Consider the following 26,067-nt stretch of genomic DNA (forward strand, 5'->3'; position numbering starts at 1 on the left):
TAGAATCTGCGTCCTTCGTTGACCCCCAATGGTGGAATCATGCGTACCAAGCTGATTGCCGGCAACTGGAAGATGCACGGCAACAAGCCCGAGGTTCGGCGCCTTATCGGCGGCATTCTTGCCCGCCTCGATCCCAATCGAAGCGCCGAGGTCATGATCTTGCCTCCGTTTCCTTATCTGCCTCTGGTCGACTCCCTGATCGATTCGACCCCGGTGATGCTGGGCGCCCAGGATCTCAGCGCCCACGCCGGCGGCGCCCACACTGGCGAGGTTTCTGGCGCCATGCTGGCCGACTGGGGCTGTTCGCACGTCCTTGTGGGCCACTCCGAGCGCCGTGCCCGGCACAATGAAGACGACGCGCTGGTGGCGACAAAATTCGTGGCCGCCCAGGAGGCGGGCCTGCAGCCGATCCTGTGTGTTGGTGAAGCGCTGGAGCAGCGCGAGGCCGGGCGCACTCGCGAGGTCATTCGCGCGCAGCTCGGCGCGGTGCTCGAAGCGGCCGGCATTCAGGCGTTTTCGCGGGCTGTCGTGGCCTACGAGCCGGTCTGGGCCATCGGTACGGGCCAGTCGGCTGCGCCGGAACAGGCGCAGGAAGTTCATGCTGCAATCAGGGCGCAGCTCGCTGAAGAGGATGCTACAATAGCCGGCCGAGTCAGGGTCCTGTACGGTGGCAGCGTCAAGCCAGACAACGCCGCTGACCTGTTTGCCTGTGAAGACATCGACGGTGGTCTGATTGGTGGTGCGTCACTGCAGGCCGAGTCCTTCATGGGGATCTACCAGGCGGTCTGATTCCAACGGTTTCGCAAAGAGATTTTTGATGTATACGATTCTGATCGTTTTTCAGGTTCTGCTGGCCGCCGCCCTGATTGCCGTCGTGCTGGTGCAGCGGGGTCCGGGTGCCACCATGGGTGCGGCTTTTGGTTCCGGTGCCTCGGGCACGGTGTTCGGTTCGCGCGGTGCGACCGGCTTTCTGACCAAGCTGACCAGCTGGTTGGGCGTGGCGTTCTTTGGAGCCAGTCTGGCCATGGCGGTTCTGGCCGCGCGCAGCGCCGATGTTGGCGAGCAGGTTCAGGATCTCGGCGTGGCCGAGCAGCTGGTGCCGCCAGCCGCCGAACAGCCGGCCGACGCAGCGCCCGCTTCGGCGGATGAGGCGCAGGCGCCCGAGTCCGAGGCGTCAGAGCCGGAGTTCCTGGAGGTGCCGGTTGAGGAAGATGCAACCGGGGAAGAGTCACCGGAGCCGCCCGCGGTTGACTGACGTCAATCAGAAGGGGTTTCGGGTCATGAACAATGCCGAAGTGGTGGAATTGGTAGACACGCTGTCTTGAGGGGGCAGTGGCCTAGCGGCTGTGCCGGTTCGAGTCCGGCCTTCGGCACCAATATGCGACAATGTTGCGCCCCGCCCGCGGGGCGTAACAGGTATATGCAAGCGGTTGCTGCGAGAGTCTTGCGGCAAACGGCGCACAGGCTAAGGGTAGACTGAATGCTCGCTGACTATTTTTCGATTCTGCTGTTTCTGGTCATCGCCCTGGGCATGGGTGTGGCGCTGCTGCTGGCTGGCGGCATCCTCGGGCCCCGGCGCCCGTCCAGCGAAAAGCTCTCGCCCTACGAGTGCGGCTTCGAGGCCTTCGAGGACTCGCGCATGAAGTTCGACGTGCGCTTCTACCTGGTGGCCATCCTGTTCATCATCTTCGACCTGGAAATTGCCTTCCTCTTTCCCTGGGCGGTGGCGCTCGACAGCGTCGGCCTGACCGGTCTGGTGGCGATGGGCATCTTCCTGCTGATCCTGGTGATCGGCTTCATCTATGAATGGAAAAAGGGAGCGCTGGAATGGGAATAAGCAACATCATGCACAACCCGGTTCCCGAGAGCCCGGTTGAAGATATTCTGCGCCCCGGCGGCGACAATCCGCTGCTCGACAAGGGCTTCGTGACCACCAGTGCCGATGCGCTGATCAACTGGGCGCGTACCGGCTCGATGTGGCCGGTCACTTTCGGCCTGGCCTGCTGCGCGGTGGAAATGATGCACTCGGCCGCCTCGCGCTACGACCTCGACCGCTTCGGCATGATCTTCCGGCCCAGTCCGCGTCAGTCCGACGTCATGATCGTGGCCGGTACGCTGGTCAACAAGATGGCGCCGGCGCTCCGGAAGGTCTATGACCAGATGCCCGACCCCAAGTGGGTGATTTCCATGGGCTCTTGCTCCAACGGCGGCGGCTATTATCACTACTCGTATGCCGTTACCCGCGGCTGCGACCGCATCGTGCCGACCGATATCTACGTGCCGGGCTGTCCGCCCACGGCCGAGGCGCTGGTCTACGGCGTGCTGCAGCTCTACAAGAAGATTCGTCGCACCAATACCATTGCCCGCTCATGACCCAGTTTTCTTCACGTAATCAGGCGCTGGCCGAGTCGCTGAGCGACAAGCTGGGCGAGCGCATTGCCTCGATGACCGAGCACCGCGGCCAGCTGGCGGTGGAGATCCCGCGCGACCACTGGCTGGATGCCGCCTGGCTCTTGCGCGACGAGCCCGATCTGGCGTTCGAGCAGCTCATCGACCTGTGCGGTATCGACTACCTGGGCTATGGCGACGACGAGTGGGAAACCGCCGAGGCCACGGGTCAGGGCTTTTCGCGCGCAGCTGACGAGCTCGGTCCCGGACGCTTTGCCTGGGAGAATCGCCCCGAGGCGGAAGAGATCCAGAATCGCTTTGCCGTGGTTGTCCAGCTGCTGTCGATCAAGCACAACCGTCGGCTGACCCTGCGCTGCTATGCGCCCGACAACGAGTTTCCGGTGCTGCCGTCCCTGATCGAGGTATGGAACTCGGTCAACTGGTACGAGCGCGAGGCGTTCGACCTTTTTGGTCTGATCTTCGAGGGGCATCCGGATCTGCGCCGGATCCTGACCGACTACGGCTTTATCGGTCATCCGTTCCGCAAGGACTTCCCGCTGATCGGCAACGTGACCGTCCGCTACGACGAAGACAAGGGTCGGGTGGTGTACGAGCCGGTCGAAATCGAGCCGCGCGTGACCGTGGCCCGCGTTGTACGCCGTGACAGTCGCTACGTTGACGACAAGCTTGAAGGAGCCGGGTCATGAGCGAGATTCGCAACTTCACCATGAACTTCGGGCCGCAGCATCCATCGGCCCACGGCGTGCTGCGCCTGATTCTCGAGCTCGAGGGCGAGACGGTCGTGCGCGTTGATCCGCATGTCGGGCTGCTGCATCGCGCGACCGAAAAGCTGGCCGAGTCCAAGCCGTTCAACCACTCGATCGGCTACATGGATCGCCTCGACTATGTCTCGATGATGTGCAATGAGCACGCTTATGTGCGCGCCATCGAGAAGCTGCTCAATATCGAGCCGCCCGAGCGCGCGCAGTGGATCCGGACGATGTTCGACGAGATCACGCGCATCCTCAACCATCTGATGTGGATCGGTTCGAACGCGCTCGACCTGGGCGCCATGGCGGTGTTCCTGTATGCCTTCCGCGAACGTGAAAACCTGATGGATGTCTACGAGGCGGTCTCGGGTACGCGCATGCACGCCACTTATTACCGCCCCGGCGGCGTTTATCGCGATTTGCCCGGTGAGATGCCCAAGGTGGCCGAAACGCGCTGGCGCAAGGGCAAGGACCTGGAGTACATGAACGCCTGGCGTCAGGGCTCTCTGCTGGACTTCATCGAGGCCTTTGTCGAAGACTTCTTCGACCGCGTCGATGATTACGAGACCCTGCTGACCGACAACCGCATCTGGAAACAGCGCACGGTCGGCATCGGCTCGGTCAGCGCTGAGCGTGCCCTGCAGCTGGGCTTTACCGGCCCGATGCTGCGCGGCAGCGGCGTGGAGTGGGATCTGCGCAAGAAACAGCCCTACGCCAAGTATTCTGAAGTTGACTTCGATGTCCCGGTCGGCACCAATGGTGACTGCTACGACCGCTACCTGGTTCGCGTCGAAGAGATGCGCCAGTCGAGCAGGATCATTCAGCAGTGCATCGCCTGGTTGCGCGAGAATCCGGGCCCGGTGATCGTGCGCAACTTCAAGGTTGCCCCGCCCACACGCGAAGAGATGAAGGACGACATGGAAGCGCTCATTCATCACTTCAAGCTGTTTACCGAAGGCTACTGCGTGCCCGAGGGCGAAACCTATTCCGCCGTCGAGGCACCCAAGGGTGAGTTCGGCTGCTACCTCGTCTCCGATGGTGCCAACAAGCCATTCCGGGTGCACTTGCGTGCGCCGGGTTATGCCCATCTGGCGTCGATGCACGAGATGGCCAAGGGGCACATGCTGGCCGATATCGCTGCCCTGATCGCGACTCAGGATATTGTGTTTGGAGAGATCGACCGATGACCGACAAATCCACTGCCAGCGTCGTGGCCGGCAAGGCCGAGCTTCTGAGCGAGGAAACGCGTCGCCAGATCGATCACTGGGTCAGCAAGTTTCCCGAAACGCCCGAAGGCCGGCGGTCAGCGATCATTCAGGCGCTTGTCGCCGCTCAGGAGCAGAACGGTGGCTGGGTGAGCGCCGATCTGATGGACGGCGTGGCCGATTATCTTCAAGTGCCGCCGGTCTGGGTCTACGAGGTGGCGACGTTTTATTCGGCGATCGAGACCGAGCCGGTCGGCCGACACTCGATTTCGGTCTGTACCAACATCTCCTGCATGCTCTGCGGCTCCGACGAAATTGTCGACCACATCGAGAAAAAGCTGGAGATACGCAGCGGTGAGACGACGGCGGACGGGCGGATTTTCCTCAAGCGCGAGGAAGAGTGCCTGGCCGGCTGCGTCGGCGCGCCGATGATGCTTGTCGACGGCCAGTATCACGAGAAGCTCACGCCGGAAAAGGTTGATGAGATTCTCGATGGGCTGGAGTAGCGACATTCGGTGTCGCATAGGGATCATGCAATGAACAGCGCGCAGCAACACCGCCGGACAGAGGCCGCAGAGTGCAGGTCTTCGCATGTCAATTCGATTGGCCTGTGCGCTCTCGGCTGCTCAGCGGTTCTGCGTGATTCAAGGATTTGCGGGCATTGATTATGGCTGAACACAACGTTTGCTTTACCCATCTCGATGAAGACAACTGCTGGACGCTCGAGGCTTATCGAAAGCACGGCGGCTGGCAGGCCTGGGAGCGGATCCTCAAGGAAAAAACGCCTCAGGAAGACATCATCGAGACGGTCAAGAAGTCGGCCCTGCGCGGCCGCGGTGGCGCCGGCTTTCCCAGCGGCCTGAAATGGTCGTTCATGCCGCGCTCGGCCCCCGGACAGAAGTACCTGGCGTGCAATTCCGATGAGTCCGAGCCGGGCACCTGTCACGACCGCGATATCCTGCGCTATAACCCGCATGCATTGCTCGAAGGTATGGCCATCGCGGCCTATTCCATGGGTGCGACGGTCGGCTACAACTATCTTCGGGGCGAGTTTCGCCACGAGCCGTTCGAGCGTATCGAGGGCGCCCTGAAGGAGGCTTACGAGGCCGGCTATCTGGGCAAGAACATCATGGGCTCGGGTATTGATGTGGATATCCACAACCTGCTCGGCGCCGGTGCCTACATCTGCGGTGAGGAAACCGCGCTGATGGAGTCGGTTGAAGGCAAGAAGGGCATGCCGCGCTTCAAGCCGCCGTTCCCGGCCAATTTCGGCATCTACGGCAAGCCCACGACGATCAACAACACCGAAACCCTGGCCTCGGTGCCGGCAATTCTGCGTAACGGCGCCGACTGGTTTCTGGAGCTGGGCAAGCCCAACAACGGTGGCTCGAAGATCTTCTCGGTGTCCGGCCACGTCAACAAGCCGGGCAACTACGAAGTGCCGCTGGGTACGCCCTTTTCCGAGCTCCTGGAGCTGGCCGGCGGCATGCGCGACGGCAACCGGATCAAGGGCGTGATTCCGGGCGGGTCGTCGATGCCGGTGCTGCCCGGCGACGTGATGATGGACCTGACCATGGACTACGACGCCATCCAGAAGGCCGGATCGGGTCTGGGCTCGGGTGCGGTCATCGTCATGGACGAGACCACCGACATGGTCGCGGCATGCCTGCGCATCGCGCGCTTTTACTATGCCGAGTCCTGTGGACAGTGCACGCCCTGCCGCGAGGGCACCGGTTGGATGCACCGCATGATCCATCGCATCATGGCGGGTCAGGGCAAGAAAGAAGACCTCGATACCCTGGCGTCGGTGACGACCCAGATCGAAGGTCACACCATTTGCGCCTTCGGTGAGGCAGCAGCCTGGCCGGTGCAGGGTTTCCTCAGGCACTTCCGCGAGGAGTTCGAGCACTACGTCGAGCACGGCCGCTCGATGGTGAGCGGCGGTGTGGGAGCGGCGGCATGAGCCGGCGCCAATCGATGATTACGTGTTTCCGGGCTGCCGGGTATCTGAACCACCAAGGGCGGGGAGTTGGCATGAGTGCCTCCATTGACCTGCCTGCGTGCGTTTCATGGTCAAGCGTTATTGACCGCCAGAATTGAGCTGGACTGACTAATGGCGACTGCTGAGAACAAACAGGACGATATCGTCACGATCGAAGTCGACGGGCGCGCGCTCGAGGCGAAGAAGGGCGAAATGATCATCCGGGTGACCGACCGTGCCGGCATCCATATTCCCCGCTTCTGCTATCACAGCAAGCTCTCGATCGCGGCCAACTGCCGCATGTGTCTGGTCGATGTCGAGAAAGCACCCAAGCCACTGCCGGCCTGCGCCACACCGGTAGCTGACGGCATGAAGGTGTTCACCGAGTCACGGCGAACGGTGGATGCCCAGCGTGGGGTGATGGAGTTTCTGCTGATCAATCACCCGCTTGACTGCCCGATCTGTGACCAGGGTGGTGAATGCGAGCTGCAGGATCTGTCCATGGGCTATGGGCGCTCGGTGTCGCGCTTTACCGAACGCAAGCGCGTGGTGCGCGACAAGAACGTCGGGCCGCTGATCGAAACCGACATGACGCGCTGTATTCACTGCACGCGCTGCGTGCGTTTCCTCGAGGAGATTGCCGGAACCAGCGAGCTGGGCGGCATGAACCGCGGTGAGCATCTGGAAATCAGTACTTTCGTCGAGCGCAATATCAACTCCGAGCTGTCGGGCAACATCATCGACCTGTGCCCGGTCGGCGCGCTGACCAACAAGCCATTTCGCCACACCGCGCGACCCTGGGAAATGCGTGCGCGCAAGTACATTGGTACTCATGACTGCCTCGGTTCGAACTTGTTCTATCACACGCGCGGCAAGAAGATCATGCGCGCAGTGCCGCGCAGCAACGAGGCAATCAACGAGTGCTGGCTGGCCGACCGCGACCGCTACAGCCACTTTGGCCTGTACGTCGAAGATCGCCTGACCACACCACAAATCAAGGTCAACGGCCAATGGCAGGAGGCAAGCTGGGAAGACGCCCTCGATGCTGCCGCGCGCGCAATCAAGGGAGCGGTCGACACCCATGGCGGCAAGGAGCTGGGCGTGCTGGTTTCCCCGCGGGCAACCGTTGAGGAGCACTACCTGGCGGCGTCGATGGCGCGCGCTCTGGGCAGCGAAAACGTTGATCATCGTCTGCGCCTGCTCGACTTCTCGCATCCGCAGGCCGGTCGCGGCCATCTGGATGTGTCCACCGCCAGCGTGGCCGAGTCCGACGCGATTGTGCTGGTGGGCAGCAACGTTCGCCACGAACAGCCGATTCTGGGGCACCGGGTACGCACTGCCTGGCGCCAGGGTGGCGCCAAGATTGCCGACATCAACAGCGTGGCCTGGGATTTCCACTTCGATCTGGCCGAGCGCATGATCGTGCCGCCACAGGCCATGGTCGACACCCTGGCACGGGTAGCGAAGGCGGCTGCCGATCTCACTGGCAAGAGTCTGCCTGAAGGCAAGCTGGGCGAATATATCGGTGAGCGTCATCCGGAGCAGGAAGCGCAACGGATTGCCGCCATGCTCAAGGACGCCGACTCCGGCGTGCTGTTGCTGGGCGACCAGGCGCTCAACCACCCCGAAGCGGGCTGGCTGCGCCGCCTGGCTGAATGGCTCGCCGAGGCGGTTGAAGTGGCACTGGTGGTGCTGCCCGGGCCAGCCAACAGCCAGGGTGCCTGGGCGGCCGGCAGCGTGCCGCAACGCGGTGGCCTGAACGCTCGCAGCATGATCGCGAAAGGGCGCCAGGCCTACCTGCTCTGGGATATCGAGCCCGACTTCGACCTGGCTGATCCGGCTGCCGCCCGGCGCGCGCTTGACGGTGCCGCTTCGGTCGTTGCGGCAACCGTCTTTGACAACTCGCTGCTGCGCGAAACGGCCGATGTCTTGCTGCCGCTTTCACCCGCGCCGGAAGTCGACGGCACCTGGATCAACGCGGACGGTCATCGTGAAACCCTGCAGGCCGTGGGCCGCGCCCCGGAGCAGGCTCAGGCCGGCTGGAAGATCCTGCGCAAGCTCGGAGAGCTGGTTGGAGCGCAAGGTTTTGACTTTGCCACTCTCGAGACCGTGACCGAACAGGCGCTTGCCGGCGACATCGACGCGGCAGACCATGATGCGCCCGCGGCCCCTTTCGTCGCCGAGGGCGACACCCTTTGGCGCACCGGCGAGGTGCCGATGTATTCAGGCGACAGCCTGCTCAGAAGGGCCCCGGCGTTACAACAGACCACTCAGGCTGCGGCGACCGTGTGTGCCGTTCACCCGGCCACGGCTCGTCGTCATGGCCTTGAGCAGGCCAGCCGGGTTCGGGTTCGCCAGGGCGAGGCCAGCGCGGAGCTTGATCTGGAACTCGACGCGCGCGTGGCGCCCGGCGCCATCGGCCTGCCGGTAGCTACCTGCCCGGTAACCACCATGGGTGCCGGCGGCGGCGACATCAGCGTGGAGGTGCTGTCATGATCGATCAGCTCCTGACCCTGTTGTGGACCATCGCCAAGGTGCTGGCGATCATTCTGCCGATCACCATTGCCGTGGCCTACTACACCTACTTCGAACGCAAGGTGCTTGGCTACATGCACTCGCGGCGCGGGCCCAACCGCATTGGCCCGCTGGGGCTGCTGCAGCCTTTTGCCGACGTGTTCAAGATGCTGTTCAAGGAACTGATCATTCCCAGCAATGCGAACAAGTTCCTGTTCCTGCTGGCGCCTGTGCTGTCGCTGGGGCCGGCGCTCGCGGCCTGGGCGGTGGTGCCATTCGACGACTGGCTGGTGCTGGCCGATATCGACGCCGGCTTGCTGCTGGTGCTGGCGCTGACCTCGATGGGCGTGTACGGCATTCTGCTCGGTGGCTGGGCTTCGAACTCGAAGTACGCGCTGCTTGGCGGCTTGCGTGCGGCCGCGCAGGCCGTCTCCTACGAGATCGCGATGGGTTTTGCGCTGGTAGGGGTCATCGTGCTGGCCGGTTCATTGAATCTGACCGCCATCGTCGAGGCGCAGACCGGCAGCATTCTGACCTGGTACTGGCTGCCGCTGATGCCGCTGTTCGTCATCTATTTTGTCTCCGGCGTGGCTGAAACCAACCGCCTGCCCTTTGACATGGCCGAAGGCGAGTCAGAGCTGGTGGCTGGCTTCCACGTTGAATACTCCGGCGCCGGCTTTGCGGTCTTCTTCCTGGCCGAGTATGCCAACATGATTCTGGTCTCGGCGCTTGCCTCGCTGCTGTTCATGGGTGGCTGGCTGTCGCCGTTTTCCGGTATCCCCGTCATTGGTGACACCATTCTGGGTGCCGGCGGCGTGCACTGGTTCCTGGCCAAGACCGTGGTGTTCTGTTTCCTGTTTCTGTGGTTCCGGGCCACCTTTCCGCGTTATCGCTATGACCAGATCATGCGCCTGGGCTGGAAGGTCTTCATCCCGATTACCATCGTCTGGATCATGGTCGCCGGCGGATTCCGCGTGATGGGCTGGTTCGGAGGCTGATCGAGGTAATTATGCAAGCTATCGCACGCTATCTTCGCTCTCTGATGCTGCTGGAACTGTTCCGCGGCATGGCCGTGACCTGGCGCTTTGGTGTGGCTCCGAAGACCACGCTCAATTACCCGGACGAACACACGCCGACGTCTCCGCGCTTTCGCGGGCTGCATGCGCTCCGCCGCTATCCCAATGGCGAGGAACGCTGCATTGCCTGCAAGCTTTGCGAGGCGGTGTGTCCGGCACTGGCGATCACCATCGAGTCGCACAACCGCGAGGACAACACCCGACGCACGACGCGTTACGATATCGACCTGTTCAAATGCATCTACTGCGGTTTCTGCGAAGAGTCCTGCCCGGTCGATTCGATTGTGCTGACCGATATCGGCGAGTACCACATGGAAAACGCGTCGGAGAAGGTCGTCGACAAGCAGCAGCTGCTGGCCATCGGGGATCGGTTCGAACAGAGCATTGCCGCCAACCGCGCGCAAGACGCACGCTACCGCTAAGGGTCTGTCTGGAATGCCAATCATCGAAATCGTTTTCTATCTGTTCAGCACCATCCTCGTGCTCTCGGCCCTGAGCGTCATTACGGTCGGCAACCCGATTCACGCGGTGTTGTTCTTGATTCTGAGCTTCTTCTCGGCCGCATGCATCTGGGTGTTGCTGCAGGCGGAGTTCCTGGCCATCACGCTGGTGCTGGTCTATGTTGGCGCGGTCATGGTGCTGTTCCTGTTTGTGGTCATGATGCTCGACATCAACGTGACCTCCATCAAGGAAGGGTTTGCGCGCTATCTGCCGGCCGGAGCACTGGTATCGCTGGCCATGGCGGCCCAGCTGTTTCTCGCCATCTGGACGCGGGGAATGGAAAAGGTGCCGCTGCCGTCCGCCGAGGGCGCCGGCTACAGCAACACCAGCATGATCGGTGAGCTGTTGTATACCGACTATCTGTACCCGTTCGAGATTGCCGGCGTGGTTCTGCTGGTGGCGATCGTTGCCGCGATTGCGCTGACTCATCGCCGCCGGCCGGGCACGAAGTACCAGGATGTCGGCCGCCAGATCCGGGTCAAGCGCGAGGACCGACTGCGCATCGTCAAGATGAAAAGCGAAGGAGAGGACGCCTGATGCTGACACTGGCGCATTTCATTACCCTGGGCGCGGTGCTGTTCAGCATTGCCCTGGCCGGGATATTCCTGAACCGGAAGAACGTACTGATTCTGCTGATGTGCATCGAGCTGATGCTGTTGGCAGTCAATATGAATTTCATCGCCTTTGCCCGCTTCCTTGACGTGCTTGACGGTCAGGTGTTTGTTTTCTTCATCCTGACTGTTGCCGCCGCGGAGGCAGCAATCGGCCTGGCGCTGCTGGTGGTGTTGTTCCGTAACCGCCGCTCGATCAGCGTCGAAGACATGGCCGACCTTAAGGGGTGATGCGGCGCGAGTGCAGGCAGCATGACTGCTGCCAATTGACGAACGTCACGAGGAAACGACAAATGAAGAACATCGGATGCTTTCGTGGTCTTCGTGCGCTTCGTGGTTGAATTCAAAAGCCGTTGGATCGGCAACGAGTAACGGGAATAACTGGTTGTGAATATAGAGACCGTACTGCTGTTGATACCGCTGCTGCCACTGATCGGCAGCGCCGTGGCCGGATTGTTGCGTCACCAGGTGGGCCGTGCCGGTGCCCATTGGGTCACCATCCTGGCGGTTGGTGGGTCAACGGCGCTCTCCATCTACGTGGCCTGGCAGGTTTTCTTCAATGGCCTGCCGAATATGGATTACACCGTCTACACTTGGGCGGTGACTGACGGCATTCGTTTTCAGGTCGGATTCCTGCTCGACAGCCTGACTGCCCTGATGATGGTGGTCGTGACCTCGGTCTCGCTGATGGTGCACATCTACACCATTGGCTACATGCATGACGACCCCGGCTACCAACGCTTCTTCTCGTATATCAATCTGTTCACCTTCGCCATGCTGATGCTGGTGATGGCCAACAACTTCATGCAGCTGTTCTTCGGCTGGGAAGCGGTGGGGCTGGTTTCCTATCTGTTGATCGGTTTCTGGTTCGGGCGCGAGTCCGCGGTGAAAGCCAACCTCAAGGCATTTCTGGTCAACCGCGTCGGTGACGTTACCTTTGTTGTCGGCATCGGCGCGGTGCTGTTGTTCTTCGGCTCGCTGGACTACGCCACGGTTTTTGCCGGCGTCCCGGAGGTGGAGGGCACCACCATCCGACTCTTCGGCCAGACAGAAGTGCTGGCCACGACGGTGATCTGTCTGGCGCTGTTCTTTGGCGCCATGGCCAAATCGGCTCAGGTGCCGCTGCACGTGTGGTTGCCGGACTCCATGGAAGGCCCAACGCCGATTTCGGCATTGATCCACGCCGCCACGATGGTTACCGCTGGAATCTTCATGGTGGCGCGCCTGTCGCCCATCTTCGAGACCTCCGAGGTTGCTTTGAGCTTCATTCTGGTGATTGGTGGCGTCACCGCCCTGTTCATGGGCCTGGTGGGCATTGTCCAGAATGACATCAAACGCGTGATCGCCTATTCCACGGTTTCGCAATTGGGCTACATGACGGTAGCTCTGGGCGCTTCCGCTTATTCGGCAGCGGTGTTTCACCTTGCGACCCATGCCTTTTTCAAGGCCCTGCTGTTCCTGGCAGCCGGATCGGTCATAATTGCGCTTCATCATGAGCAGGACATGCGCAAGATGGGCGGCTTGAAAAAATACATGTCCATTACTGCCATCACTGCCTGGGTAGGTAGCCTGGCGTTGATCGGCTTCCCCTTTCTTTCCGGATTCTTCTCCAAGGAAATGATCATCGAGGCCGTCGGCCTGGCCGAGCGTCCGGGCGCGGGCTTTGCTCATTTCGCCGTCTATGCCGGCGTGCTGGTGACTGCTTTGTATACCTTCCGCATGCTGTATCTGACTTTCCACGGCCCGACGCGCATGGACGAGGAGACGCGCTCACAGGCGCGTGAAAGCAGCCCCGTAGTGACCGTGCCGTTGGTGCTCCTGGCCATCGCGTCACTTGGCTTTGGCTATTTCACGGTCGAGCCACTGCTGTTCGGGGGCGCATTGGCCGATGCCATTTCGGTGCGGCCGGAAAACGATGTGGTTGCCGCGCTGGGCGAGCACTTCAATGGCCCGCTGGCGATGTCGCTGCACGGGTTTGTCACTCCGGTCTTCTGGCTCGCCATGCTGGGCGTCGCTCTTGCCAGCTATATCTACCTGATCAACCCGGGTATGGCCGACAGCCTCAGAGAGCGCTTCCGCCTGATCTGGACCATCCTCGACCGCAAGTACGGATTCGACGAGCTGTGGCAGAACGTCCTGGCTCGCGGCGGGCTCGGAGTGGCCTCTGGCCTGTCCAAAGGTGGCGACCAGACCGTGATCGACGGCTGGTTGGTCAACGGCTCGGCTCGGTTGATCGGCCGCATGTCAGCCGTTCTTCGTACCGCCCAGTCCGGCTTTCTGTTTCACTACGCTTTCGTCATGGCCGTCGCGCTGGTAGCCATGCTGGCGACGTTCATGCTGCTCCGATAAGGAATTTGACCCATGCTGGATTGGCCCCTGCTCAGCCTTCTGATCTGGATACCGGCGGTCGGTGCAGTCGCCGTGGCGACTCTTGGCCGCCGCTCGCCGGATGTGGCGCGCGTGCTCGCCTTGATCGTCGCCCTGGTGGCATTCGGACTGTCGTTGCTGTTGTATGTCGGCTTCGATACCGGATCGGCGGACATGCAGTTTGTCGAGAAGCTGGTTTGGATCGAAGCATTCAATATCCATTACCACCTGGGTATCGACGGTATCTCTCTGCCGCTGATTCTTCTCAACACGCTGACCAGCCTTGTCATCGTGATCAGCAGCTGGCATGTCAGTGATCGACCGCACCAGTACATGGCCACGTTCCTTGTGCTGCATGCGTTGATCACCGGCACATTTGCTGCGCTCGATATTCTGCTGTTCTATGTCTTTTTCGAGTTCAGTCTGATCCCGATGTATCTGATCATCGGCATGTGGGGTGGGCCCAACCGCATCTACGCAACGATCAAGTTCTTTCTGTACACCTTTCTGGGCTCGGTCTTCTTGCTGATCTCAATGCTGTGGCTGTACCTGGATTCCGGCAGCTTCGATGTTGCCACGCTGCAGGAACATGGCCTGTCGATGACGGCGCAGATGTGGCTGTTCTTCGGCATGCTGATTGCCTTTGCTGTCAAAGTGCCGATGTGGCCGGTCCACACGTGGTTGCCCGACGCGCACGTTGAAGCGCCCACCGGCGGCTCGGTTGTGCTGGCCGCGGTCATGCTCAAGATCGGCACCTACGCCATGCTGCGCTACCTGCTGCCGATAGTGCCCGATGCTGCCGGTCAGTTCGACTGGCTCATCATTGCGCTCTCACTGATCGCCATCATCTATATCGGCCTGGTAGCGATTGTCCAGCGCGACATGAAGAAGTTGATCGCCTATAGCTCGATTTCGCACATGGGCTTTGTCACGCTGGGCATATTCCTGGGCTTTGCCATTGCTCGCAACACCGGCGAGTTGACGGGTGCGACGCTGGGCATGACTGGTGCCATGGTCCAGATGATTTCGCACGGCTTCATCTCGGCAGCGTTGTTCCTGTTTGTGGGCGTGCTCTACGATCGGGTTCACAGCCGCCAGATCGCGGATTACGGTGGCGTGGCCCATACCATGCCGTGGTTTGCCATGTTTACCATCCTGTTTTTCATGGCCAACTCGGGGCTTCCGGGCACTTCCGGGTTTGTCGGCGAATTCATGGTCATTCTGGCCGCGTTCCACGCCAATATCTGGATTTCTCTGGGCGTGGCGCTCATGTTGTTGCTCGGCGCAAGCTACAGCCTGTGGCTCGTCAAGCGAGTGATCTACGGTGAGGTGGGCAATGACAAGATCGCGTCACTGAAAGATCTCGACAAGCGTGAGTGGATCGTGATGGCGGCGCTGGCCATTCTTGTGATCGCGGTGGGCGTTTATCCGTTCCCACTCATTGAACTCATGCAGCCGTCGGTGGAAAACCTGGTCGAGCACATCATGCAGTCGAAGCTGGGCTGACAGGAAAACCATGCGGGCGTTTAGTGAACCGACAACAGAGAGCCGCTGCGGCTGGCCGTTGGTTTCAAACCGGACAATGACAACAGACTTCAACCATGACGATTAGCGAACTGCAACTGGCGCTGCCTGAAATATTCGTGCTCGGCATGACCTGCGTGGTCCTGCTTGCCGACTTGTTCATTTCCGATGCGCGCCGCGGCCTGACCCACACTCTGGCCCTGGTCACTCTGGTGTTTGCCACCATCCTGAGCCTGGGCTCGATGATGGCGCCGGGCCAGGTGGAGCAGGCCTTTTCCGACACCTTCGTGCGCGATCGCTTTGGTGACGTGCTCAAGGTGTTCAGTTATCTGATCTTCATCGGCGTGTTTGTTTACGCAAAGCACTATCTGCGCGAGTTCAATCTGTTCAAGGGCGAGTTCTACACGCTCAGCCTGTTCGCCCTGCTGGGCATGATGGTGCTGATCTCGGCTGGCTCCTTGCTGACCGTCTATCTGGGTCTCGAGGTGATGGTGCTGGCAAGCTACCCGCTGGTGGCGCTCAACCGTAAATCGCTTCCGGGTTCCGAGGCGGCGATGAAGTTTTTCGTCCTGAGCGCAATGGCCTCGGGGTTTCTCCTTTTCGGCATGAGCCTGATCTTCGGCGCGACCGGTTCGCTTGATCTGTCTGCTGTGAGTGCCGCCCTGACGGCCGGAATGGGCGACGACATGCTCCTGACTGTCGGCCTGGTGTTCATCGTGCTCGGCATTGCCTTCGAGTTTGGCGCCGTCCCGCTGCATATGTGGATTCCGGACGTCTACGACGGTGCGCCGCTGCCGATCACGCTGCTGCTCAGTTCAGTACCCAAACTGGCCGCAGTTGCTTTGGCCATCCGCCTGCTCGATAACGGCATGATACAGCTGCACGGAGACTGGCAGGGCATGCTGATTGTGCTCGCAGCGCTGTCAATGGTGCTCGGCAATGTCGTCGCGATTGCCCAGACCAACATCAAGCGCATGCTGGCCTATTCAACCATTGCGCATATGGGTTTTGTGCTGCTTGGCCTGCTTCCGGCCACTCCCGAAGGCTATGCGGCAGCGATGTACTACGCCATCATTTACGGCATCATGTCAGCCGGCAGTTTCGCGGTGCTGATCCTGCTGTCGCGGGATGGCCGGGAAGCCGATCAGCTCGATGACCTCAAGGGTCTGGCACGCCGCAACCCCTGGCATGCACTGATGATGCTGGTTCTGATGTTCTCGCTGGCGGGGATTCCGGTCTTTGCCGGCTTCTTTGCCAAATGGCAGGTGATTGTCGCTGCTCTTTCGGCGGGCTACACCTGGTTGGGCATTCTGGCCGTGATTACGGCGGTCATTGGTGCTTTCTACTACCTGCGCGTGGTCAAACTGATGTACTTCGACGAGCCCGAAGACAGCGAGCCAATGACGGCTCCGGTAGACTTTGGCGCGGTGCTGACGGTCAATGGCATGGCCATGATTGGACTCGGGATTTTCTCCGGAGGTCTGATTGCCCTGTGCCTGTCGGCATTCGCGCAGGGCTAGCAAGCACAGGCAGACGCCTTTGTCAAAGCCACCAGGCCAGGGCGAACCAGACGACCATCAGCACACCAATGACAGCGCCGGCAAGCGTGCCGACCACGACGCCGACACTGGCGCCGACACCGGCGCGCAGCGACGCATCGAGCCTGGCGCGGCTGGCCATGTGGCCGAGTACGGCTCCCAGAAAGGGACCGAAGAGAACGCCGGGTATCCCGAAAAACAGGCCAATCAACAGCCCCAGAGTCGCGCCCACTATGGCGTGACGCCCGGCACCAAAGCGCCGCGCACCCTCAGCAGTGGCGACGAAGTCGATCACCATCGACAGCGCCGTCAGCGCCGTCATCCACAGCAGCGTCCACCAGCCAACGCGCTCGAAACCGTCGAGCCAGGCCAGCAGCACAAGGCCCAGCAGGACGATCGGCACGCCGGGCAATATCGGCAAAATCGTCCCTGCCAACCCGACGAGAACGAGGGCCAGAGCCAGTGCCCAAACCGGCCAGATCAATAGTTCCCAGCTAAGCCACTCCATCACATGCGTCCGCACTTGCAAGGGCCCAATCTTATTGGAATCGGGTAGCGATGACCAGTGCAGTCACCTAAGCTGATTCCCGTGAACCGACAGGGTCCGTGGGCAGCAGATACCCGGCCGATCATGTCTCACCGGGCCGAGGTATATCATCACGGCATCAATTTACAGAAGCAAGAACTTGCGGCCTGTCACGAAGCTGTGTAATATCTGCGCCGTCTAGTTGGGGGCTAGGCTGGTGGACAAATCTATGGTTTCAGATCGGGGAGGATCTGTGACCACCTCATGATCGGCAAGTAGTCACAACCTGCCAAAGCGCCACCGAACGGGGGCCGTGACGAGCGGCTCAGGGATGGATTTACCTGTCGGTGGGACCGATGATTGCACTTCTGCGCATACCAGCGCTTTTTTCACAGCCCGCACCAGCTGCTTTCCTGTTTCATGACAGAGGCTCCAAGCCGCCTGGTGGTCAGCGTGTTCGCACCTTCTTCCAGCGGTTGTTTGTGGCAGCGATTGCTTGTCTAGGCTGCGGTTACGCCTTTGGGCTGACAGTCAGCGGCGAACTCTCGGCGGATACGCATTGGGGGCCGGTTCACCGGGCGGATTGATGGTGGCCCAGACGAACGCCCATTACCGCACCGGCCTGAGCGTAGGCACCTATGGCTACCAGCCCTGGGTCAGATACGTCTACGGTATGCCCATGGCGCTCGATGCTGGTGGGATGAATATGGACCTCGATTCGGTCCCAAGCCAGCTGACCACCCACAACGGCAGCACCAGCAAGCGGCTTCAGGTGGCCCAGCCGCTGGGAATGCTCAAGAGTATTCTGGAGAGTGCGGTTCCCGAGCAGCAGTTCAGTACCGAGGAGGAGCAGGGCGAGGGGGTGAGTGCGGTTTCTGCACTTGCCAAGGCACAGGCTGAGGGGCAGGTAAGCGGTCATTCCAGGCCGTTCTTCCCCCCAGGCATATGGCTCGGTAATCTGCTCCCAAACTCAACTCAAGGAGCAGATCATGTCTTCGACCTATCGCATTCGCCGCTCGGCAAAGCAGTGGCAGAACCTGATTGACGAGCAGGCCGGCAGCGGCCTGAGCCAGGTGGCGTTTTGCAGGCAAGAGAGGCTTGCACTGAGCACCTTTGCCAACTGGAAGCGGCGCCTGGCCGGTAAGAGTCCAGCGGCCACCTGTGACGAACCGGAGTCGGCAACGTCGCCGTGGATTGATCTGGGTGCCATGACGGGTTCGGAGCCGGGCTGGGACATTGAGCTGGATCTTGGCGGTGGCCTCTGCCTGCGGCTGCGGCGGCGCTGATGTTTTTCCCTGAAGATCGCGTCCGGGTCTGGCTGTATGCCCGGCCCACCGACATGCGCAAACAGTTCGATGGTCTGGCGGCCCTGGCGCGCAACCAGCTCGAAGAGGATCCCATGAGCGGCCACCTGTTCGTGTTCATCAACCGCAGGCGGACCTACATGAAGGTGCTCTACTTCGACCGAGGCGGCTATTGCCTGTGGTGCAAGCGCCTGGAGCAAGGGCAGTTCAACTACAACGTGCATCGCGGTGACAAGCAGGCGCTGAGTTGGACCGATCTGAGGCTGCTGCTCGATGGCATCAAGGTCGAAAAATCGCGTCAGTTCAAGCGCTTTGACCGGCAGGTGCCACACCGGCTGAAGTATAATGAAGACCATGCCACAGGCTCGCACGAAAACCCCGATCAGCCCGCAGCAATACGCTCGGCTGCAAGGCGATTATGACGCACTGCAACGAGACCATGCAGCGCTCAAGCGACAGCATGACCACGAGCTTGCCTCGCTCAAGCAGCAGCTCGCCTGGCTCAAGCGCCAGCTGTTCGGACCGAAGTCCGAGAAGCGTCTGATCGATGAGGCAGTGGACCAGAAGGCGCTGTTCGAGACGGCGGGCGAATCCGCCGAAGTGGCACCAACCGAGTCGATCAGCTATACGCGCAAGAAGGCAGTCAAGGAGCGCGGCAATGCGGTAACTGACTCGGGCCTTCGCTTCAGCGAGGATGTGCCGGTCGAAGTTATCCGGGTCGCCGATCCTGAGATCGAAGCCATCCCGGAACAACACCGGATCGTCATCGGCGAGAAGGTGACCCACCGCCTGGCCCAGCGGCCGGGCAGTTATGTGATTTTGCAGTATGTCCGTCCGGTCATCAAGGACTTGAGGGATGATCACGTCCATACCACGCCGGCCCCGGCCAACGTGCTCGAAGGTAGTCTGGCTGATGTCAGCTTGCTGGCCGGTCTGATGGTCGACAAGTTCTGCTATCACCTGCCACTGTATCGCCAGCACCAGCGCCTGGCCACCAACGGCATTACCGTTAGCCGCAGCACGCTGACCAACCTGGTCAAGCGCGCCGTCCAGCTACTCGAGCCGGTCTATGACGCCCAGCTTGAGCAAGTACTTCAATCGAAAGTGCTGGCCATGGACGAAACCCCGATCAAGGCCGGGCGTTCGAAGACGCCGGGCCGGAAAGGCAAGATGAAACAGGCCTGGTTCTGGCCGGTCTATGGTCAGGATGATGAAGTCTGCTTTGTGTTCTCGCCAACCCGCGCGAGCCGGGTCGTTACCGACACGCTGGGCAAGCACTTCTCGGGCACGCTCATCACCGATGGCTATGCGGCCTATGCCCGCTATGCCCAGGCACGCCCGGAGATCACCCATGCCAACTGCTGGGCCCATGCCCGGCGCAAGTTCGATGCGGCCCTGGGCGATGAGCCCAAGGCGGCTGATCAGGCCCTGGAGTTGATCGGCCAGCTCTACCGGATCGAGGCGCAGATCACCGACCAGGCGCTGACGGGCCGAAACAAGCTCGGATATCGCAGCCAGCACGCCCTGCCGGTCGTTCAGGCCTTCTGGGCCTGGTGTGAGCAGCACATGCGGCGCATGGATCGGCCCAAGACCAGCCTGCTGCGCCGGGCGGCGAACTATGCGCTCTCGCGCAAGGCGTCACTGGAGGTGTTCCTGTCCGATCCGGAGGTGCCGATCGACACCAACCACCTCGAGCGCGCCCTTCGGCCCATCCCGATGGGCAAGAAAAACTGGCTCTTTAGCTGGACCGAGCTCGGGGCCAGGGACATCGGCACCATCCAGAGCCTGCTGGTGACCTGCCGAATCCACGGCATCAACCCCTACACTTATCTGGTCGATGTGCTCCAGCGCGTAGGTCAGCACCCGGCCAGCAAAGTCGAGCAGCTCACGCCCAGGCTGTGGAAAGAGCACTTCGCCAGCAAGCCGCTTGTATCAGACGTGCAGTGGATCGACCAGTAACGGTCGGGAATGAACGCTTACGTTGGCGGGTGCGCTTGCAGGCCAACGCCGAATGGTATTTGCTTGCGACTGTCACCGCGAGCCCGCCGGAATCAGCCGGCGAATCCGGAAAAATACGGTCTGATCACCGGTAGCGCATCGGCTGACTTCAATGCGCGAGCCCGGTTCGGGGAAATCTCCGACGCGAGGCTGGGCCAGCGCTCTCCGGCAGTTTTCGGGTAAGGAGCGGCGGTTCTGCGGGGGTTTGGCAGCGTTCCGGGTTTTCGGCGACAATAGCGGGCTGTTTCGTCTTTGGAGAGTCTGAACCATGTCCACGCCCAAGATCATTTACACGCTGACGGATGAGGCGCCGTTTCTGGCCACCCAGTCGCTGTTGCCTATTATCGACGCCTTTACCGACACGGCCGGCGTAGCGATGGAGACCCGCGATATTTCGCTGGCCGGGCGTATTCTGGCGCAGTTTTCCGATCGTCTCGATGACGATCAGAAGGTCAGTGATGATCTTGGCGAGCTGGGGCGGCTGGTGTTTGACGAGTCGGCCAATATCATGAAGCTGCCCAACATCAGCGCCTCGCGGCCGCAGCTCAAGGCGGCCATTGCCGAGCTGCAGGGCAAGGGTTTTGCGCTGCCCGACTACCCCGATGAGCCGCAAACCGACGACGAGCGCGATATTCAGGCTCGCTATGCGCGCGCCATGGGCAGCGCCGTCAACCCGGTGCTGCGGCAAGGTAATTCCGACCGCCGTGCGCCGCGCGCCGTCAAGGCCTTTGCGCGCAAGCATCCGCATCGCATGGGCCAGTGGAGCAACGACTCGAAGACCCACGTTGCCCACATGGACGACCATGATTTCTACGGCAGTGAAAAATCGGCCACGCTCGAGTCGGCAGGCAGTCTGAGCATCATCTTTCATGGCAAGGACGGCAGTCAGACCGCGCTGCGCGACCCGGTCGAGGTCGAAGAGGGCGAGATTGTCGATGCCGCGGTCATGAGCCGTCGCGCCCTGGCCGATTTCGTCGCCCGCCAGATCGACGACGCGCGCGAGAAGGGGGTGCTGTTCTCGGCCCACTTCAAGGCCACCATGATGAAGGTCTCCGATCCGATCATGTTTGGCGTGGTTGTCAGCGAGTTCTTCAAGGATGTGCTGGAAAAGCACGGCGATGTGCTCGATGAGGCCGGCTTCAGCCCCGATAACGGCCTGGGCGATCTCTACGCCTGTCTGGACAAGTTGCCGGCCGATACTCGAGAGTCCATCAAGGCCGATATTGCCGCGCAGTATGAGCAGCGGCCGTCGCTTGCCATGGTCAACTCTCACAAGGGCATCACCAATCTGCACGTGCCTTCCGATGTCATCATCGACGCTTCCATGCCGGCCATGATTCGTGACTCCGGCAAGATGTGGAACGCCGATGACGAGCGCCAGGACTGCAAGGCACTGATTCCAGACCGCTCTTATGCCCGCATGTATCAGATCGTCATCGAAGACTGTCAGGCCAACGGTGCTTTCGATCCGGCCACCATGGGCACTGTGCCCAACGTCGGGTTGATGGCCAACAAGGCCGAGGAATACGGCTCGCACGACAAGACCTTCCAGATTCCGGCCGCCGGCGTGGTCAAGGTGACCGACGACAACGATCAGGTCATCTTCGAGCATGCAGTCGAAGAAGGTGACATCTGGCGCATGTGCCAGACTCGGGATGTGCCGGTACGCGACTGGGTCAAGCTGGGTGTGACCCGCGCTCGCCTGTCGGGCATGCCGGCGGTGTTCTGGCTGGACGATCAGCGCGGTCACGATGTGCAGGTGCGCGCCAAGGTGGAGCGTTATCTCGAGGACCACGACACCGACGGGCTCGACATTCGCATCATGACGCCCGAAGCGGCCATGAGGCACTCGCTGGAGCGCATTCGCCGCGGTGAAGACACCATTGCCGTGACCGGCAACGTGCTGCGTGACTACCTGACCGACCTGTTTCCCATTCTGGAGCTGGGCACCAGCGCGAAGATGCTTTCCATCGTGCCGCTGATTGCCGGCGGCGGGCTGTTTGAAACCGGTGCCGGTGGCAGCGCGCCCAAGCATGTCCAGCAGCTGCTGGAAGAAAACCACCTGCGCTGGGACTCGCTGGGTGAATTCCTGGCTTTCGGGGCCTCGCTGGAGCATTTGTCTCAGGCCTACGACAATGCCCGGGCCGGCGTGCTGGCAGAAACGCTCGACACCGCCACCGGCCAGCTGCTCGACAACGGCAGATCGCCCAGCCGCAAGGTCGGCGAGCTCGATAACCGCGGCAGCCATTTCTATCTGGCCCTGTACTGGGCCGAAGCCCTGGCCGCCCAGGACGAGGACGCCGAGCTCAAGGCGGCCTTTGCCGACATTGCCGGTCAGCTGCGCGACAACGAGCAGCGCATCGTCGATGAGCTCAACGAGGTGCAGGGTAGGCCCGTGGACATGGACGGCTACTACAAGCCCGATGCGGACAAGGTGAGCGCCATCATGCGTCCCAGCGCCACTCTGAACCGCATTCTGGATGCCTTGAAAGACAAAGCCTGACCTTCGCATTCTTCGCAAGAACGCGGCTGCCAGGCGGCCGCCAGAGGCTCCTGCACTGACTCGGTGCAGGAGCCTTTGCCTATCTGGGTGGGCTGCAAGCCCACCGGCTACAGGGTTTTCCTGCGAGGTTTCCGTACGCTTCGGGAGCCTCTCGCGCCGGGCCCTGCGTTATGATTCATGTCTGCCCGTTTTGCGCGGCGGAAACGAACGCGCCCGCGCACTGCGCCGACTCTGGCAGGCACGGTCGGGTTTGAGCCCGTCCGTCGTCGTTTGACGGGCATCATTCCAGCCATGGCAATCAATCGAGAGCGTGATGAATCAAACCGCAGCGCACAGCATGACTCCGGCAACGGACACGGTTTCGACCCGTGTCTACCCGGCCCGCAGCCTGAAGGTGCTCTCCTGGGCCGAGGTGGCGCGCCTGTCGGACGCGACCGCAGAGGTCGGGGAGCTCTTGCGGCAGGTGGCGCTGGCCGTGCTCACCTCGGGTGAGCAGGGCGATGATGCCGAGCGCATGCTCGAAACCTATCGCGACTTCCGCATCGAGGTGCATCAGGTCAATCGCGGCATGCGCATCGATCTGGAAAATGCACCGGGCCGAGCTTTTGTCGATGGCAAGATGATTCGCGGCATTCGCGAGCTGCTCTCGGCGGTGATTCGCGACATCGTCTATTTCCACACCGAGATTCATCCCAGCCCGTATTTTGATCTCGACAGCTCCGAAGGCATCACCAACACGGTCTTCGAGATTCTGCGCAACGCCCGGCTGCTCGATACCGAAATCGAACCGCGCCTGGCGGTGTGCTGGGGCGGCCACTCGATCAGCAGCGAAGAATATGACTACTCCAAGAAAACCGGCTATCAGCTGGGTTTGCGGGGCATGGACATCTGCACCGGCTGCGGCTCGGGCGCGATGAAGGGGCCGATGAAGGGTGCCACCATCGGCCACGCCAAGCAGCGCACCCTGCCGGGCCGCTACGTGGGCATTTCCGAGCCCGGCATCATTGCGGCCGAGTCACCCAATCCGATCGTCAACGATCTGGTGATCATGCCCGATATCGAAAAGCGGCTCGAGGCTTTTGTGCGCCTGGGCCACGGCATCATCGTGTTTCCCGGCGGGGTGGGTACGGCTGAAGAGATTCTCTACCTGCTGGGGGTATTGCTCAACCCGGAAAACAGCGACATGCCGTTTCCCCTGGTGTTCACGGGCCCGGAATCGGCGCGCGACTATTTCGAGGAGATCGACCGCTTTGTTGGGCTGACGCTCGGCGAGGCGGCGCGCAAACGCTACCGCATCATCATCAACGACCCGGCGGCGGTGGCGCGCTACATGGCCGAAGGCATGCAGCGCGTGCGTCAGTGGCGGGTTGATACCAACGATGCCTTCTATTTCAACTGGATGCTCAAGACCTCTCCTGATTTTCAAGCGCCGTTCGAGGTCACCCACGAGAACATGGCCGGGCTCGACATTGCTTTCGGCTTGCCATCTCACGAGATGGCCGCCAACCTGCGGCGGCTGTTTTCAGGCATCGTCACCGGTAACGTCAAGCCCCACGGGCTGCGCGCCATCCGCGAACACGGGCCTTTCCAGATTCGGGGCGAGCCGGCCATCCTGCGGGCCCTGGATGATCTGCTCAGGCGTTTTGTCGACCAGCAGCGCATGAAGCTGCCCGGCGGCAAGCCGTATCAGCCCTGCTATCAGATCGTGGATTGAATCAATGCCCGGCAGCCGGGTCGGGTGGCGAGGCATTCGGGCGGGATGAATCCGACGCCGGCCGGTGAATGCGGTAAGCTTTGTTCCCATGGTAAACAGGCCTTCTGAAAACGACTCTGATGCGCTGCTGGAGCTGACCCGCGAGCTGATTTCGCGCGCGTCGGTAACGCCCGAAGATGCTGGCTGCCAGCCGCTGATTGCCAATCGGCTGGAGGCGGCGGGCATGACCGTCGAGTCGATCGATGTCGAAGACGTACGCAACCTCTTCGCCCGGCACGGCAGCGGCGCGCCGCACTTGATGCTCATAGGGCATACCGACGTGGTGCCGTCGGGGCCGGAAGCGGCCTGGCGCTCGCCGCCGTTCGAACCCGAGATTCGTGACGGTGTGCTGTATGGCCGCGGTGCGGCCGACATGAAATCTTCGGTGGCGGCTTTCGTTCTGGCGCTGGAGGCGTTTCTTGCCGCCCGCCCGGATCATGCGGGCACCATCTCCATTCTGCTGACCTCCGACGAGGAGGGGCCGGCCCGCTACGGCATTCGCGCTGTGGTGCCCGAGCTCGAAGCGCGCGGCCTGATGCCGGATGCCTGCCTGGTTGGCGAGCCCTCCAGCCGCGATCGTCTGGGTGATGTCATCCGGATCGGAAGACGCGGTTCCATCCAGGGGCAGCTGCTGGTGCACGGCGTTCAGGGGCATACGGCCTATGCCGATCCGCAGGACAATCCTGCCCACCGGGCCGGGGCCCTGCTGGCCGAGCTGGGCCGCCTCGAGTTCGATGATGGCGACGAGTTCTTCCCGCCCACGCGGCTGCAGATCTCCAACCTGCGCGCCGGCACGGGCGCCGACAATGTCACCCCCGGCGAGCTCGAGGTCCTGTTCAACCTGCGCAACAACCCCAACACCTCCGCCGACGAGCTGGAGGCGCGCCTGCGCGCGCTGATTCAGAAGTTCGACCCCGGCCGCTGGGAGCTTCACTGGCGGGTCTCCGGCGAGCCCTTCGGGCCGGCGACCGGAATACTGCCCGGCATCGTGCAAGCGGCCTGTGTGGATCTTCTGGGCGTGGAGCCGACGCCGGATACCAGCGGCGGGACGTCCGACGGTCGCTTTTTCGGACCGCGCGGCATCCCCGTTGTCGAGCTGGGCCCGGTCAATGCAACCATTCATCAGGTCGATGAATGCATCGCGGTCGATGAATTGCTCTTGTTGCCGGGCCTGTATCGTCGCATCATCGAAGATACGCTCGCGTCCGGGAAGGCCTCGTGCGCGTCATCCTGATCGCCCTGCTGGTGGTCTTGCTGTTCCTGCAGGTACAGCTGTGGCGGCAGTTCAGCGAGGTCAGCACCCTGGGCGAGCTGGTCGAGCAGCAGCAAAAGCGAAACCAGGAGCTCGAGCGGCGCAACGCGGCGCTGGCCGCCGAGGTTGAAGACCTGCGTGCCGGCCTGGAGGCGATCGAAGAGCGGGCCCGCTCGGAGCTGGGCCTGATCCGCGAGGGCGAGTCCTTCTTCCTGGTTGTTGACCCCGAGGATGCGGAACCGCAAGGGTAGCTGCC

At 61.6% G+C, this 26,067-nt stretch carries 25 protein-coding genes and 1 tRNA gene; 25 read left to right on the plus strand and 1 reads right to left on the minus strand.

Annotated features, from left to right (window positions below; all coding sequences use genetic code 11):
• The first annotated feature begins 39 nt into the window (after nucleotides 1-39).
• The 17 genes from tpiA (at nucleotide 40) to nuoN (ending at nucleotide 16,457) form a co-directional block, all read left to right on the plus strand.
• Nucleotides 40-789: a triose-phosphate isomerase gene (gene tpiA / locus ACEWQ0_RS13015; RefSeq protein WP_476481367.1), complete on the plus strand. Its 750-nt coding sequence runs from the start codon at nucleotides 40-42 to the stop codon at nucleotides 787-789.
• Between the two features lie 28 nt (nucleotides 790-817).
• A complete protein-coding gene (gene secG, locus ACEWQ0_RS13020; protein ID WP_476481366.1) occupies nucleotides 818-1,255 on the plus strand; it encodes a preprotein translocase subunit SecG in 438 nt (145 codons plus the stop codon).
• A gap of 34 nt (nucleotides 1,256-1,289) precedes the next feature.
• A tRNA-Leu gene (locus ACEWQ0_RS13025) sits at nucleotides 1,290-1,376 on the plus strand.
• Nucleotides 1,377-1,480: 104 nt separating this feature from the next.
• Nucleotides 1,481-1,837 carry an NADH-quinone oxidoreductase subunit A gene (locus tag ACEWQ0_RS13030; protein ID WP_476481365.1) on the plus strand — a complete coding sequence of 119 codons (357 nt, stop codon included), beginning with the start codon at nucleotides 1,481-1,483 and terminating at the stop codon, nucleotides 1,835-1,837.
• A gap of 8 nt (nucleotides 1,838-1,845) precedes the next feature.
• The gene (locus ACEWQ0_RS13035; protein ID WP_476481460.1) at nucleotides 1,846-2,373 is read left to right on the plus strand and encodes a NuoB/complex I 20 kDa subunit family protein; all 528 of its coding nucleotides are present in this window, start codon (nucleotides 1,846-1,848) and stop codon (nucleotides 2,371-2,373) included.
• A complete protein-coding gene (locus tag ACEWQ0_RS13040; protein ID WP_476481364.1) occupies nucleotides 2,370-3,095 on the plus strand; it encodes an NADH-quinone oxidoreductase subunit C in 726 nt (241 codons plus the stop codon). The genes ACEWQ0_RS13035 and ACEWQ0_RS13040 overlap by 4 nt, the downstream gene beginning before the upstream one ends.
• The gene (locus tag ACEWQ0_RS13045) at nucleotides 3,092-4,345 is read left to right on the plus strand and encodes an NADH-quinone oxidoreductase subunit D (RefSeq protein ID WP_476485539.1); all 1,254 of its coding nucleotides are present in this window, start codon (nucleotides 3,092-3,094) and stop codon (nucleotides 4,343-4,345) included. Before ACEWQ0_RS13040 ends, ACEWQ0_RS13045 begins: the two co-directional genes overlap by 4 nt.
• A complete protein-coding gene (locus ACEWQ0_RS13050; RefSeq protein WP_476481362.1) occupies nucleotides 4,342-4,869 on the plus strand; it encodes an NADH-quinone oxidoreductase subunit NuoE family protein in 528 nt (175 codons plus the stop codon). Before ACEWQ0_RS13045 ends, ACEWQ0_RS13050 begins: the two co-directional genes overlap by 4 nt.
• A 161-nt stretch (nucleotides 4,870-5,030) precedes the next feature.
• Nucleotides 5,031-6,326 carry an NADH-quinone oxidoreductase subunit NuoF gene (nuoF, locus tag ACEWQ0_RS13055; RefSeq protein ID WP_476481361.1) on the plus strand — a complete coding sequence of 432 codons (1,296 nt, stop codon included), beginning with the start codon at nucleotides 5,031-5,033 and terminating at the stop codon, nucleotides 6,324-6,326.
• A gap of 150 nt (nucleotides 6,327-6,476) precedes the next feature.
• The gene (gene nuoG, locus ACEWQ0_RS13060; protein WP_476485540.1) at nucleotides 6,477-8,840 is read left to right on the plus strand and encodes an NADH-quinone oxidoreductase subunit NuoG; all 2,364 of its coding nucleotides are present in this window, start codon (nucleotides 6,477-6,479) and stop codon (nucleotides 8,838-8,840) included.
• Nucleotides 8,837-9,856 carry an NADH-quinone oxidoreductase subunit NuoH gene (gene nuoH / locus ACEWQ0_RS13065; RefSeq protein WP_476485541.1) on the plus strand — a complete coding sequence of 340 codons (1,020 nt, stop codon included), beginning with the start codon at nucleotides 8,837-8,839 and terminating at the stop codon, nucleotides 9,854-9,856. The genes nuoG and nuoH overlap by 4 nt, the downstream gene beginning before the upstream one ends.
• A gap of 11 nt (nucleotides 9,857-9,867) precedes the next feature.
• Nucleotides 9,868-10,356, plus strand: a complete 489-nt coding sequence (gene nuoI / locus ACEWQ0_RS13070) for an NADH-quinone oxidoreductase subunit NuoI (RefSeq protein WP_476481358.1) — start codon at nucleotides 9,868-9,870, stop codon at nucleotides 10,354-10,356.
• Nucleotides 10,357-10,369: 13 nt separating this feature from the next.
• Nucleotides 10,370-10,972 carry an NADH-quinone oxidoreductase subunit J gene (locus tag ACEWQ0_RS13075; RefSeq protein WP_476485542.1) on the plus strand — a complete coding sequence of 201 codons (603 nt, stop codon included), beginning with the start codon at nucleotides 10,370-10,372 and terminating at the stop codon, nucleotides 10,970-10,972.
• Entirely contained in the window at nucleotides 10,972-11,277 is a 306-nt protein-coding gene (gene nuoK, locus ACEWQ0_RS13080) for an NADH-quinone oxidoreductase subunit NuoK (protein ID WP_476481356.1), read from the plus strand. Before ACEWQ0_RS13075 ends, nuoK begins: the two co-directional genes overlap by 1 nt.
• Nucleotides 11,278-11,439: 162 nt before the next feature.
• Nucleotides 11,440-13,395 (plus strand): NADH-quinone oxidoreductase subunit L, encoded by a 1,956-nt coding sequence (gene nuoL, locus ACEWQ0_RS13085; protein WP_476485588.1) that lies wholly within the window; start codon nucleotides 11,440-11,442, stop codon nucleotides 13,393-13,395.
• A 12-nt stretch (nucleotides 13,396-13,407) separates the two neighbouring features.
• Nucleotides 13,408-14,919, plus strand: a complete 1,512-nt coding sequence (locus tag ACEWQ0_RS13090; protein WP_476485543.1) for an NADH-quinone oxidoreductase subunit M — start codon at nucleotides 13,408-13,410, stop codon at nucleotides 14,917-14,919.
• A 95-nt stretch (nucleotides 14,920-15,014) separates the two neighbouring features.
• On the plus strand, nucleotides 15,015-16,457 hold the full coding sequence (nuoN, locus tag ACEWQ0_RS13095) for an NADH-quinone oxidoreductase subunit NuoN (protein ID WP_476485544.1): 1,443 nt from the start codon (nucleotides 15,015-15,017) through the stop codon (nucleotides 16,455-16,457).
• 22 nt (nucleotides 16,458-16,479) lie between these two features.
• Here the strand turns inward: nuoN and ACEWQ0_RS13100 are convergent, their stop codons facing one another.
• On the minus strand, nucleotides 16,480-16,983 hold the full coding sequence (locus ACEWQ0_RS13100; protein ID WP_476485545.1) for a DUF456 domain-containing protein: 504 nt from the start codon (nucleotides 16,981-16,983) through the stop codon (nucleotides 16,480-16,482).
• 604 nt (nucleotides 16,984-17,587) lie between these two features.
• Between ACEWQ0_RS13100 and ACEWQ0_RS13105 the strand changes: the two genes are divergently transcribed.
• The 8 genes from ACEWQ0_RS13105 (at nucleotide 17,588) to ACEWQ0_RS13140 (ending at nucleotide 26,062) form a co-directional block, all read left to right on the plus strand.
• Nucleotides 17,588-18,046, plus strand: coding sequence for a hypothetical protein (locus ACEWQ0_RS13105; protein ID WP_476485546.1), 459 nt, complete (start codon nucleotides 17,588-17,590; stop codon nucleotides 18,044-18,046).
• The gene (gene tnpA / locus ACEWQ0_RS13110) at nucleotides 17,991-18,287 is read left to right on the plus strand and encodes an IS66 family insertion sequence element accessory protein TnpA (RefSeq protein WP_476481347.1); all 297 of its coding nucleotides are present in this window, start codon (nucleotides 17,991-17,993) and stop codon (nucleotides 18,285-18,287) included. Before ACEWQ0_RS13105 ends, tnpA begins: the two co-directional genes overlap by 56 nt.
• Nucleotides 18,287-18,727, plus strand: coding sequence for an IS66 family insertion sequence element accessory protein TnpB (gene tnpB, locus ACEWQ0_RS13115; protein WP_476481346.1), 441 nt, complete (start codon nucleotides 18,287-18,289; stop codon nucleotides 18,725-18,727). Before tnpA ends, tnpB begins: the two co-directional genes overlap by 1 nt.
• The gene (gene tnpC / locus ACEWQ0_RS13120) at nucleotides 18,651-20,264 is read left to right on the plus strand and encodes an IS66 family transposase (protein ID WP_476481345.1); all 1,614 of its coding nucleotides are present in this window, start codon (nucleotides 18,651-18,653) and stop codon (nucleotides 20,262-20,264) included. The genes tnpB and tnpC overlap by 77 nt, the downstream gene beginning before the upstream one ends.
• Before the next feature lie 307 nt (nucleotides 20,265-20,571).
• Nucleotides 20,572-22,806, plus strand: a complete 2,235-nt coding sequence (locus ACEWQ0_RS13125; protein ID WP_476485547.1) for an NADP-dependent isocitrate dehydrogenase — start codon at nucleotides 20,572-20,574, stop codon at nucleotides 22,804-22,806.
• A 313-nt stretch (nucleotides 22,807-23,119) separates the two neighbouring features.
• A complete protein-coding gene (gene ppnN, locus ACEWQ0_RS13130; RefSeq protein WP_476485548.1) occupies nucleotides 23,120-24,520 on the plus strand; it encodes a nucleotide 5'-monophosphate nucleosidase PpnN in 1,401 nt (466 codons plus the stop codon).
• Between the two features lie 88 nt (nucleotides 24,521-24,608).
• Entirely contained in the window at nucleotides 24,609-25,793 is a 1,185-nt protein-coding gene (dapE, locus tag ACEWQ0_RS13135) for a succinyl-diaminopimelate desuccinylase (protein ID WP_476485549.1), read from the plus strand.
• Nucleotides 25,778-26,062 carry a septum formation initiator family protein gene (locus ACEWQ0_RS13140; protein ID WP_476485550.1) on the plus strand — a complete coding sequence of 95 codons (285 nt, stop codon included), beginning with the start codon at nucleotides 25,778-25,780 and terminating at the stop codon, nucleotides 26,060-26,062. The genes dapE and ACEWQ0_RS13140 overlap by 16 nt, the downstream gene beginning before the upstream one ends.
• Nucleotides 26,063-26,067 lie beyond the last annotated feature (5 nt).

This window comes from Wenzhouxiangella sp. YN9 (genome assembly GCF_056324165.1).